This is a genomic window from Streptosporangium sp. NPDC000563 (assembly GCF_040299985.1).
In the GTDB taxonomy this organism is placed as follows: domain Bacteria; phylum Actinomycetota; class Actinomycetes; order Streptosporangiales; family Streptosporangiaceae; genus Streptosporangium.
Window position 1 is genome coordinate 184,780 of the sequence record NZ_JBEPDA010000004.1, and the last position, 11,742, is coordinate 196,521.

Annotated in this window: 12 protein-coding genes; 6 read left to right on the forward strand and 6 right to left on the reverse strand. The window is 66.3% G+C overall.

Annotation, left to right across the window (positions count from 1 at the left end):
- Positions 1 to 167: 167 nt before the first annotated feature.
- Positions 168 to 1,082 (reverse strand): hypothetical protein, encoded by a 915-nt coding sequence (locus ABT352_RS13655; protein ID WP_350945093.1) that lies wholly within the window; start codon positions 1,080 to 1,082, stop codon positions 168 to 170.
- Position 1,083: 1 nt separating this feature from the next.
- Positions 1,084 to 1,548, reverse strand: coding sequence for an RNA polymerase sigma factor (locus ABT352_RS13660; protein WP_350945387.1), 465 nt, complete (start codon positions 1,546 to 1,548; stop codon positions 1,084 to 1,086).
- Positions 1,549 to 1,760: 212 nt separating this feature from the next.
- Between ABT352_RS13660 and ABT352_RS13665 the strand changes: the two genes are divergently transcribed.
- On the forward strand, positions 1,761 to 2,129 hold the full coding sequence (locus ABT352_RS13665) for a hypothetical protein (protein WP_350945095.1): 369 nt from the start codon (positions 1,761 to 1,763) through the stop codon (positions 2,127 to 2,129).
- A gap of 151 nt (positions 2,130 to 2,280) precedes the next feature.
- Here ABT352_RS13665 and ABT352_RS13670 read toward each other — a convergent pair whose 3' ends face one another.
- From ABT352_RS13670 to ABT352_RS13685, 4 genes are all read right to left on the reverse strand, one after another.
- Positions 2,281 to 2,883, reverse strand: coding sequence for a DUF6461 domain-containing protein (locus ABT352_RS13670; RefSeq protein WP_350945096.1), 603 nt, complete (start codon positions 2,881 to 2,883; stop codon positions 2,281 to 2,283).
- Between the two features lie 8 nt (positions 2,884 to 2,891).
- On the reverse strand, positions 2,892 to 3,476 hold the full coding sequence (locus ABT352_RS13675; protein WP_350945097.1) for a hypothetical protein: 585 nt from the start codon (positions 3,474 to 3,476) through the stop codon (positions 2,892 to 2,894).
- A gap of 522 nt (positions 3,477 to 3,998) precedes the next feature.
- Positions 3,999 to 4,580, reverse strand: coding sequence for a hypothetical protein (locus tag ABT352_RS13680; RefSeq protein WP_350945098.1), 582 nt, complete (start codon positions 4,578 to 4,580; stop codon positions 3,999 to 4,001).
- Between the two features lie 179 nt (positions 4,581 to 4,759).
- Positions 4,760 to 5,599, reverse strand: coding sequence for a helix-turn-helix transcriptional regulator (locus ABT352_RS13685; RefSeq protein WP_350945099.1), 840 nt, complete (start codon positions 5,597 to 5,599; stop codon positions 4,760 to 4,762).
- Between the two features lie 197 nt (positions 5,600 to 5,796).
- Between ABT352_RS13685 and ABT352_RS13690 the strand changes: the two genes are divergently transcribed.
- The 5 genes from ABT352_RS13690 (at position 5,797) to ABT352_RS13710 (ending at position 11,727) form a co-directional block, all read left to right on the forward strand.
- Entirely contained in the window at positions 5,797 to 6,741 is a 945-nt protein-coding gene (locus tag ABT352_RS13690; RefSeq protein ID WP_350945101.1) for an SDR family oxidoreductase, read from the forward strand.
- A 22-nt stretch (positions 6,742 to 6,763) separates the two neighbouring features.
- Entirely contained in the window at positions 6,764 to 7,345 is a 582-nt protein-coding gene (locus tag ABT352_RS13695; protein WP_350945102.1) for a hypothetical protein, read from the forward strand.
- 339 nt (positions 7,346 to 7,684) lie between these two features.
- Positions 7,685 to 9,244 (forward strand): serine/threonine-protein kinase, encoded by a 1,560-nt coding sequence (locus ABT352_RS13700; protein ID WP_350945104.1) that lies wholly within the window; start codon positions 7,685 to 7,687, stop codon positions 9,242 to 9,244.
- Positions 9,245 to 9,540: 296 nt separating this feature from the next.
- On the forward strand, positions 9,541 to 10,791 hold the full coding sequence (locus ABT352_RS13705; protein ID WP_350945105.1) for a hypothetical protein: 1,251 nt from the start codon (positions 9,541 to 9,543) through the stop codon (positions 10,789 to 10,791).
- A 282-nt stretch (positions 10,792 to 11,073) separates the two neighbouring features.
- Entirely contained in the window at positions 11,074 to 11,727 is a 654-nt protein-coding gene (locus ABT352_RS13710; RefSeq protein ID WP_350945107.1) for a response regulator transcription factor, read from the forward strand.
- Positions 11,728 to 11,742 lie beyond the last annotated feature (15 nt).

The following is an 11,742-nucleotide window of genomic DNA, read 5'->3' on the forward strand; positions in this document are numbered from 1 at the left end:
CCGAGTCGGGATCCGCCTTGACGATTGGCCGGGGGTTCACCGCGAACCCCTCCGGCTGGATTTGCTGCCACTTGAAGGCGGCCGGTGGCGGCGTTGAGGTGCCCGGCAGAACAGGTGTCATACGGGGGTCTCGCCGCGATCCGAATGTATGCCCGAGAGGACGCGTGTTAGGGGCGAGGCCGGTCCAGGTTGAACGCCACGTCGGCCAGACGGATCGTGCGCACCCTCGGGTCCTTGAGCAACTCCCGCAATTCGCGGACCGAGCTGAGCTGGTCCACATAGCCGTAGGCGAGTCCGGCTTTGGCCGCCTCGCGCAGCCGGGTCAGGGACAGGTCGAAGGAGCGCAGGTTCGCGTCGTCGTGGTCACGCAGCCGGCCGACCCAGTCGCGGAACTGCGGCAGGCCGCCACCGCACATCTCTTCGGTCATGTCGCCGCTCATGCCGAGTTCCATCGGGTCGGTCCAGTAGTCGAAGCCCCAGGTGATCGGGAGGGAGCCGGGCCTGCGCTCGTACACGATCCGTTCGGCGCAGGAGCCGTGCCGCTTCGTGAACGCCTTCAGGTCCGCCTCGCCGAGTGGCTGCTCGAACTCAACCACCGCGAGCGCGCTGAGGTCGGCGGGCAGCCGGGCGAGCACGGCGCGCACCTCGTCCTTGGGCGCCAGCCTGGTGCCGACGTCGAACAGGGACTGGGAAAGCCTGGTGTTGGAGGTATGGCCCAGCGGCAGGCGTCGTACGCGGCCGAAGAAGTCCTGACCGATGGTGTGCGATTCGCCCCCGGCCGGCCAGGCTCCGACAGGTCCTATGGGACGTGCCACCACATCGAACGACATCGACAGGGGCGAGGTCTGGCAGCAGGGGTCGATCGTCACCGTATAGGCCGGGTTGTAGATCTTGAAGGCGGTGCCGAGCACGGCCTGCATGCGGTCTTCCCGGTCGCCGCGGGTCTGCAGCAGGGACGAGCCCTCGGTCGCCGCCACCGCGAGCAGCGCCAGGACGGCCAGGACGATGGCGACCGTCCTGAACAGTCCTCGCCGGACCGCACGCCGGGTGCGCTTGGGGTCGAAGTCCGGCAGGTCTGGCATCTCAGGCATGTTCATCGGCTCTCCCGTAGAGGTCTGCGAAGGCGGCTCTCGCCCGCCACACCGCGGTTTTGATCGAGTTGTGCGACCTGCCGGTCATCGCGGCCACCTCCACCATCGAGAAGCCTTCGAAGTAGACCAGCGTGAGGAGCCGGCACTGCTGCTCGGGCAGCCGCTCCAGCGCGTCGCGAACGTCCAGTGATTCCACGTGAAGTGGCGGCACGCCCAGCTCGTCGGGGTTCGGAAGGGCGAGCTCGCGGCGGCTCCTGCGTGCGTGATCCACCAGGGTGTTACGCGCGATCGTGAGCAGCCACGCCGCCGCGTTCTCCCCCCGCCAGCCGAGCAGTGCCCTGGTCGCCTTGATGAACGTCTCCTGCGCCAGGTCCTCGGCGAGATGCGGATCGCGGGTCCTGCGCAGAAGGAACCCGCACACGAGCGGCCAGTGCTCGCGGTACAGCTCCTCGATGATGTCGCCCCCCGAACGGTTTCGATTGTCACGTCACATGCAGACGCGACCGCGGCGGGAATGGTCACACGGCTTGCCGGTCAATGCGCCGGAAGCATGACGTCGCAGCAGGGGCAGGGGAGTGCTGAAGTTGGTGGACACCTGCCCTCTGAAGAGCTCTGACGTGCGAATCCGCCATCCCGTACGTTCACCTGACGTCTGGATAGGATGGGCCGATGTCCTGGACGCTCGAAACCCCGGGTGGCGAGTCGCTTGACGTCAACGCGTGGAACTGGCGACCGGCTCTGGAACTACTGGAGAGATCCGGTCTCCTCGACGCCGACACGGCCGAAATGCTGGGTTACAACATCGCCGTGGAACTGACCGGCGAGCAGGCCCGGCGGATCGCCATGTTCTTGGACACCTACCTGGCGACCGCTCCCGCCGAAGGCCGCGTCCTCCTGGACGGATCGATCGTCACGGAACCCGACACCTACGAGTTCCACCGTGACGACCTCGGGCGCAACTATTCCGCGACGGTCGTGTGGCTGACTCGCTTCCGCGATTTCTGCCGCACCGCGACGGACGGCTTCACCGCCTACTGAACCGCTCGGGTGCCCAGGGCCCGGCGGCCCCGGGTTCTGGTGCGGTACGGCAACGTTGAGCGGTTGGCCAGGTGAGGCGGCCGTTCTCTCTACCGAGTCGAATTCTGCGCCGTAGGACACCCCCGGCTTTGCGGGCCGTGACGTCCCGCTCCTACGACTGGAAGGCCCAGGCGTCTCGGGGAATCACGTAGAACGTGTGGCGGGCCTCGATCCAGTCGCGATCGATGGGATGTCCGGTCGTTCGGCCGATCAAGGTCAAGGCGGCGTCGATGCTCTCCTCGACATCGGCTCCCTCCTCGTACCCGAGAACAAGCCCTTCCATATACGGGTCGAGCGCCTGACGATCAGGCTCGCTGCGGTCCTCTGGAAACGTGAAGTCCATTGAGACCAGGACACGTCCATCTTCTGCGTAGATCAGCCGCTCGTCACCATTGACGCTCCAGCCGATTCCAATCGCTCGCCCGGCTCCGGCGGACAATGCCTCAAGTGTCGAATACCGAGTGCAGTCCAGTCCGTTGAGCTGCAGGATCATTGTCCAGGCTCCGGCCGGACCGATGAGGACCGCGCCTTCATCGAAGTCGTGGTCTCCCTCTTCGTGCATCAGTTCGTCGACGGTGGAGGCGTAGGCGCTGTCAAGGTCTACTCGAAGGCGACGTGCGGCCTCCTCGCAGGTCAGGCCTTCGCACCAAGCCGCACGGAAGCCGAAATCCTCGCTGTCGAGGTCGTATTCATCAAGGAGATCGTAGAGTTCCAAATCGTCTGTCATATGGATGGCGGGGATTCACTGCAAGAGCTTTTTTGTCCAATTTCTGGAGATGGCTCTCGCCACAGGATGAACACCGCAATGGTGACGATGGTGACTGTAAAGGACAGGATATAGAGGATGGTCATGGCTGCTCCCTGGGGTGCCAAGGCAAAGCTTGCTCCGATCGCGATCATCGAGGTCACGGGGAAGATCGCACGCAAACCCCAGTAGGCGAACCGTCCGCGCGGTAGTGGGTGATCTTGGACGTAGTGCTCCCAGCCCATATTCTCCCGGCCGACGCGATCTTCGATTTCGGTCCGGAGATAGGCCGCGATGCGGGTAATCAGGTGGGCTTTGAAGAGCCAGATGATCCCCAGGGCAAGCGACAGCAGTGGGTAGATCAAGATGATGGCTGCATTGCGGACTTGAAAGCCCGCCGACAGCACGGCACCGAAGGAGACTGTCGCCACAGCGGTGGTCTGAAATTGCAGCGATGTGAGGCCGACGATCTCTGAGCGCAAGGAGGTGTATTCGGCTGCAGCGAGCTGTGTGGATTCCCATCGTGGCGGGGTCGGCTCTGTCGTGGGCAGCGGTCCCGCCATCCGTATGGTGTCTGACTGGGGGGCCATGGGCGCTTGTCGACCTGGTCGCCGCAAGAACAGTGCGAGCCCGGAGCGCCAGGAAAAAGTGTGCCGCATGATATCCACAATGCCACATACGCCGCCGTTGTGATGAAAAGCTGACCTGCCAAGGACGCCCCACTTGTCGGAGCGTTACAGCAGGCGATTATTTCCTTATGTTCTAACTCTCTGCTTTCGTGGCGTCACGCTACGACCAAATGGAGATGTGGATTCGCGAACTAAGGTGCCCAGCAGATTCCGGATAGTCAGCTACATAAGCTGACAGAAGAATGGAAGAAGTGCTTAAGTTGACACGGAAGATGGCGGAGTTGGATGCATGGGACGGGCGCCAGGGGAACTCGCCAAGAGGTTCGAGTCCTTCGCCCAGTCGATCCGTATCTGGGTGCGCCAGGCCGAACTCACCGACTCTTGCGCCACGCCACCAGCGATCAGAAGCATCGGCGTCACTGTCTACCGAGGCAGAGGTGGTCCGCGGATCGAACATCAGTCAACGGCGTCGACACCGCTTCGCGCCTCAGAGCGGTGAGGAACGCCGGTGAGGTTGCGACGGATCTCGATCAAGGTGTGGGCGGCGAAGGCGTAAGCGGGACTGTAGAAGAAGGGCGGAATCCCCGTCCCTGTGCCGTTCCTGTAGCAGGAATACTCGTCGGGAAGAGACAGGTAATCGGTCGGCGGGCATTGGGTCAGGTCCGACCAGGGGCCGACGATGTTGGCGGCGAGGTTGACCACCGCGAGAATTCCGAGAAAGACCGCCAGGACGAGGGTGGTTCGATCCTGCCACCTTCGCCGGAGCAGGGCCGCCACGGCCACCATGGGGACGGGGAGCGCGAAGGCCAGCACGACGACTTCGACATCCCACAGCACCTGCGTGATGTCCACGCCGACAGAGCCCAGATAGCCGACGCCAAGGCCCTGCGCCAGAGGGAAGATCCCGATCCCGTCGGTGACGTGGAAGTCGTAGTAGAAGAGACCGGTGCTCGCGATGGCGTCGCTGCCGAACCAGGCCATGACCGAGGGGAGGAGCGCGAGCAACGCGGCCGTCAACCACCACCGCTGTAACCGCATCTGTCCTGCTTCCCGCCACCGGCACCGGATGAGACGAGAAGCATGTCATGTGGGCTTCACGGACACTCCGGAGTCCGAGGTGTGACGGCCGGGCGAGCACCCCTTCGACGGCCCCGAGTGGTTCTGATGCCTCCCAGCTGTCGTTCACCGTCTCCGAAACCATCGCCTCCACGCTGTTTTCAGTGGAGGGTCTGGGTGCCGATGACGGAGAGCAGGTTCAGCTTGTCGTGGCTCTCGCTGCCGGGAATGGCGGTGTAGACGAGCAGCGAGTGGGCCTGGTCGGGGTCGATCAGTCTCTGGCAGGTCAGTTCCAGGGCTCCGACCTCGGGGTGGACGAAGTGCTTGACCTCGTGGGGGCGTATCCCGATCTCGTGGGCGTCCCACACGCGCCGGAACTCGTCGCTGCGGGCGAGGAGCAGGTCGGCGAGGTGCGCGGCTCGGGATCCGGGGCCGCGGAGGGTGGCGATCTCGCGCAGTCCCGAGGCGAACATCCGGGTGAGGAACGGATGTTCTTCCGGCGCGTAGAGATCCCGTGCGGCCGGATCGGTGAACCACCGGTATCCCAGGCTGCGGGCGGGCCCGGCGTAGCGGGTCGTGTCGCCGGTGAGCGCGACGCCCATCGAGGTCTGCCGCAGGGTCTCGCCGAGCTCGGTGACGATCTCCGCGGGAGTGTCGTCCAGACGGTCGAAAATGCGCAGCAGGCCGGGGCTGATGTGCTCGCCGACCCCGCTGCGGGCGGGTGGGTTCTGCCCCGCGAGACGGAACAGATGGTCTCGCTCGTCGAGCGATAGGTGCAGGCCCTGGGCGATCGAGGCGAGCATCTGGCTCGACGGCCGCGGTCCGCGTTCTTGCTCAAGGCGGGAGTAGTAGTCGGTCGACATGTGGCACAGCGTCGCGACCTCCTCGCGCCGTAGCCCGTTCGTCCTGCGACGGGGGCCGCGCGGGAGGCCGACGTCCTCGGGTTGCAGCACTTCTCGACGGCTTCGGAGGAACTCCGCCAGCCCGGCGCGATCGATCATGGCATTCCCTCCGCTCGCGGTGCTGCTCCGTTTCTATCGTCCTCGCGCGACGGCAACCACGGACCGTCGATCCCCCTCTCGGAGGTTTCCGAGGTTTCCGAGGTGGGCGAGGCCGCATCCATGGATCGGTGGTCCCTGGAACATCCATGCCGCCTCCGGGACCGTGGATCCGAGACGACACCACAGGGAGCAGAGCAATGTCGCGTCAAGCAATCGACATCACCATTCCGGACCTGTCAGGAAAGCGTGCGCTCGTCACCGGCGCCAGCGACGGCATGGGGCTGGGCATGGCCGCGCGACTCGCCGCGGCCGGCGCGGAGGTCGTCATGCCCGTCCGCAACCCCCGCAAGGGCGAGAACGCGATCGCCGCGATCCGCCGGAACCTCCCGAACGCGAAGCTCTCGCTGCGCGGTCTCGACCTGTCGTCGCTCACGTCGGTCCAGGCCCTCGGAGAGGCTCTCCGCGAGGAGGGGCGGCCCATCCACATCCTGATCAACAACGCGGGCGTGATGACCCCGCCGAGCCGGCAGACCACGGCGGACGGCTTCGAACTCCAATTCGGCACCAACCACCTCGGCCACTTCGCCCTCGTCGCCCACCTCCTCCCGCTGCTGCGCGCCGGCCGTGCCCGCGTCACGTCGCAGGTCAGCATCGCCGTGAGACGCGGCGGCATCAACTGGGACGACCTGAACTGGGAACGCGACTACGACGCCATGCGCGCCTACCGGCAGTCCAAGATCGCGTTCGGGCTCTTCGGTCTCGAACTGGACCGTCGCAGCAAGACCCACGGATGGGGCATCACCAGCAACCTCTCCCACCCCGGAGTGGCCCCCACCAGCCTCCTCGCCGCCCGCCCCGAGCTCAACCGCGACAGGGACACCGGTGGCGTCCGCCTGATCCGCGCGCTCTCGGCGCGCGGCATCCTCGTCGGCACCGTCGAGACCGCGATGCTGCCCGCGCTCATGGCCGCGACCGACCCCGACGCCAAGCCCGGCGTCCTCTACGGCCCCAAGGGCCTCGGCGACCTGGGCGGCGCACCGGCCGAGCAGCGGATGTATTCTCCGCTACGCGGTACGGAGGACGCCGAGCGCGTCTGGCGGATCTCGGAGCAGCTCACCAAGACCGTCGTTCCGGCCACTTGACCCACGCCGAGGCCCTACGGGGGTGCACATCAGAAAGATCGTCCTCATTCTGGCGTTGGGCGCGGTCGCCTGCACTCCCGACGCCTCTCCGGCAAGGCAGGAAACCGGCGTGCCGGCCTCGTCCTCGCCCGCCACCTCGGTAACCGTCGAGTGTGAGGCGACGGTCGGCGGAGAGCAGGTCCCCCCTGCCGGGTTCGAGATCATCGGTGGTGCGGTTGCGCTGCCGACGAGCCGTGATCGATCACATGCCCTGCAGGCCGGCGAGGTGAAGCTGCCTGACGGGAAGACGGGATTGTTCGCGAAACAAGGGCTGCTCGTACGGCGGGGCGAGCTTGTCGAGCTGATCGTTCCGGAGAATTTTCGGGACCGGTTCTGGATGAAATGGGGCAGGCCGGAGCCGCTGGGCGACCACGTGATTGTCGATCGCTGCGACTCGGACAAGGAATGGACGGCATTCGCGGGTGGCTACACCGTCCGGCGTGCTGCCTGTCTTCCGGTAGATGTTCGAGTCGGGAACGGTGAGCCGCACCGGGTGCACATCGGTATCGGGGCGCCGTGTCCGGGACAACGGCCCGCGCCCGAGGCCGATTCGGGCTCTGGCTGAACCGGCGGCTCGCAGGTGACCGGGACGCCGGGCTGCCGCGAGGTCGGGTTGGCGGCAGCGGTGTAGAGAGTTCTGGATAAAAAATATCCTCATATATCCGTCAATGTCGTTTATGTCTGCTTAGACATTGAGAGACGTGCCAAAAACGGGGCTAAGTTTGTTTCAGTGAACGACTGAGGCATGAACTCCGCGAGAGGTGTCGGCGGGCGTGGTAAATGATCAGGAAGGCCTGTTTCCGGACTTAAGGGATAGACGGCAAGGGCTTAATCTGTCATCCGAAATCGCCGCCGGACCGGTCGAAAACAAACAGGAAGCCCCTGATCCAGACGGCGGGCGGTTGTGAGCAGGCGGACGATCATCGGAGCCCGTTACGAGCTGGACCCTCTGTCGCGTCGCTCGGGAGGAATGGGCGAGGTGTGGTTCGGCTACGACAACCGCCTCGACCGGCCGATCGCCATCAAGTTCATCAGGATCGACAAGCTGCCCGACGGCCGCGAGGACGAGGAACTCGCAAGACGCTTCGTGCGCGAGTCACGGATCACCGCCCGACTTGAGCACCCGGGGGTCCCCACGGTCTACGACTGCGGATCGCACGACGACGACCTCTACCTCGTCATGCAACTCGTCAACGGTGCCCCCGTCTCCTCGCTTCTCGACGAGACACAGGTGCCCGTCGCCTGGGCGGTGGCGATCGCCGCGCAGGTCTGCTCGGTGCTGGCCGTGGCCCACGCCAACTCCCTGGTGCACCGCGACCTCAAACCCGCCAACCTGGTGCTCTGCCCCGACGGCACGGTGAAGGTACTCGACTTCGGGATCGCCGCCGCGCTGGCCGGTACGGAGACGACCCGGCTCACCAGAACAGGAGAGATACTCGGCACGCCGGCCTACATGGCACCGGAACAGGCGATGACCGGAATCGCCGGTCCGCAGAGTGATCTCTACTCCCTCGGCGTGATCCTGGACGAGATGCTCACGGGCGAGAACCAGTTCGCCGCCCCCACCGCGCTCGCCTCGATGCGCAACCACACGGACGTCCCGCCCCGGCCGCTGCGCGCCAGAAGGCAGGGCATCCCCGAAGGTCTGGAGCGGCTCGTCCTGTGGCTGCTCGCCAAGTCACCCGAGGAACGACCGGCCAACGCGGGGGTGGTCTACGAGCGGTTGCTGGACTTCTGCCGCGAACTGCCGCCCTTTCCCGGCTACGTGAACCTGGACGCGCCGCACCCGGTGCGCATGTACGCCGCGGTCGTCGGACGCGTCGCCCCCATGGGAGCGAACCGGAACCGTCGGCCCGCCGATCCGGTACGGCCGCCGCGGATCAGGCTCGCCGCGGAATCGGCGCAGATCGGAGGGGACGATCTTGAACGCGCTCGCAGGGACGCGAGGAAGCTCAAGGTGGAGTCCCGTTTCACCCAGGCGGCGGATGTGCTCGCGGAGGTGATACGCCCCGCCGAGGGTTCGTTCGGCTCGGCCAGCTCCGAGGTGGTGGACCTGCGGATCGAGCTCGCCGAGGCGCTCTTCCTTGGCGGGGACTACCGCCGGGCGGCGCCCGAGTTCCGCCGGCTGGCGATCGACGTGGCCCAGGTGGAGGGACCCGGCAACAACCTCGCACTGCGATGCCGGTTGATGGAGGCGAACTGCCACGCGGCGGTGGGGGAGATGAGCCTCGCCCTGACGCAGTTTCGCGAGCTCCTCGCCGACGAGAGGCGGTTCGGTGCCGACGAGGAGCGGATCTTCGAACTCCGGCGTCAGATCGGGCTGGTGGAACTCGGTTCGGGTCACCGGACCCAGGCCAGGCGCACGCTGGGCGACCTGCTGGGCGACCTGGAGCGGAAGTACGGCCCGCAGCACGCGGAAGCCGGTAAGGTCCGCGCGATCCTCGAAGCTCTCGACGATCGATGACGCCTCCGCGACATCGGCGTCCTTCGTCGTACGGAAAAGGTCGATGACGCCCCGGCGACGTCGACATCGTTCGCCGTACGGAAAAGGCAGGAGCCCCCGGTTCCGGAAATTCCGGAAAGCCCTGATCGCCACTGACCAGGGCGAGCATTCTTGTAGGGCGCCTGCACACATGAGAATCCCCGGAGGACACGGCGTGCCGAAGCTCGGAATCGACGAGGACTTTTCTCCGTGACTTCGGAAGGCGCGAACGATCCGCTCACGCCCTCGACTACGGAAAGCCACTTCAGGAGCCGATGATGGATGACGACATTCAGCTGATCAGCGACGGCGACGGCCTGGCGGTCATCGGAAGTCCGGCGGCCGTCGAACGCTTCCTCGCCTCCGAAGGACTGCCGTCGAAGGATCTCGGACTGCCAAGGCTCCGATCCACCCTCGGCGCCGCGGCCGGAGTCGCGCAGGCGGGTTCCGAGATCGCCGCCAACTCGGGCCGCTGGGTGAAGTTGACCAAGGAGTCCGCGCAGGCTCTCAAGAAGTACGAGCTGATGAAAGGTTCGAGTCCGGGCGTCGACCGTGCCGTGTTGACGGAGAACGGCAAGATCAAGGGACTCCTCGAATTCGTGAAAACGCCAGGACTGCGTCCGACCAACCCGGCGCTTCTGGCCAATGTCGGGGTGCTCATGGCGCAGCTCGCGATGCAGCAGGCCATGAACGAGATCACCGACTATCTCGCCGCGATCGACGAGAAAGTCGACGATGTGCTCCGCGCCCAGAAGGACGTGGTGCTGGCGGACATGATCGGAGCGGGCTTCGTCATCGAGGAGGCCATGACCGTCCGGGAGCAGGTGGGTCGGGTCTCCGAGATCACGTGGTCGAAGGTGCAGGCCACGTCGATGACGATCGCGCGAACCCAGGCCTACGCGCTGCGCCGACTCGACGCGCTCGCAGAGAAGATGGAGAACAAGACCAAGATCGGTGATCTCGCCAAGGCGTCCAAGGACGCGGAGGTCGCGGTTCGGGAGTGGCTCGCCGTTCTGGCTCGTTGCCTCCAACTGCACGACGCGATCGCCGTGCTCGAACTCGACCGCGTGCTCGACGCGTCTCCGGACGAGCTGGACCGGCATCGCCTCGCACTCCGGGTCGCCCGGCAGAACCGGATGGAGCTCATCTCGCGGAGCACCGAGCGTCTGATGGCCCGCGTCGTCGCGGCTGCCGACGCGGCCAACACGAAGGTGCTGCTGCACCCGACCGCCTCTCCAGCCGTGGTGCATTCGAGCAACCACGTCGCGATCGCCGTCGTCGACTTCCACGGGCGGCTCGGGATCGAGCGGGGGCGGCAGTCATTGGACGCGAGACGGTGGGGGGACGCGGCCGCGGAGGCGAGAGACAGGGTGCTGGAGACGGGAGCGGAGGGCGTCAATACCGCCAGGCGCCTCGGTAACGAGACCTTCGACCGAGCCAGATCGGTGACCGGCAGGCTCTCCGGCGGGATCACCGAGCGCGTGCTCCGACGGCGCGGCGACAACGAGGAACGCGACAAGGAAGGCTGAGACACCGGCACAGGTGCGCCGGAGGTGGGCCGGTCGCTGCTGGAAGCCTGCGACGCTGGGGTGGGGGCGGCGAAGATCCTGCTCCAGGAAGAGAACCCGTCGGAGGCGAGTTCATGTTCGGGACCGAGAGAGGTAGGGCCTGCCTGGTTGCCTGGTTGCCTGGTTGCCGGGTACCGAGGGACGGGTGACGACGCAGCCGTGCCCCCGCGCGTCACCCCGGCGGCGACGGTGTGGCACGGGCGTTAACGCCGCTGATACCGGTCATCGGATACGACTTCGATCATGCGAATACTGGTGGCGGAGGACGAACGGGACCTGGCAGACCTGGTGGCCATGGGGTTGCGGCGGCACGCGATGGCGGTCGACGTCGCGTACGACGGCGAGGCCGCGATGGAGCGGCTCACCGTCAACGACTACGACGTGCTCGTGCTGGACCGGGACCTGCCCGGGATATCCGGCGACGTGATCTGCCGGGACCTGGTGCGGGCCGGGGCACGCACCCGCATCCTGATGCTGACCGCGGCCGCGTCGATCCCCGAGCGGGTCGCGGGCCTGGGGTTGGGCGCCGACGACTACCTGCCCAAACCCTTCGACTACACCGAGCTGGTGGCGCGGGTACGTGCCCTGGGGCGGCGCAGCCAGGCAGCGCTGCCACCGGTGCTGGAACGCCACGGGATCGTGCTGGACCCGCAGCGGATGCAGGTCTCCCGCGACGGACGCTTCCTGAGGCTGTCGTTGAAGGAGTACGCGGTGCTTGAGGTGCTGATGCGGGCGAACGGGACCGTGGTCAGCGCCGAGACGCTGCTGGAGTCGGCATGGGACGAGCACGCCGACCCGTTCACCACCGTGGTACGCGTCATCATCAGCCGGTTGCGCGCCAAGCTGGGCGACCCGCCGTGCATCCACACCGTGCCGGGCGCCGGATACCTGCTGTGACCCGGCGTACGCCCC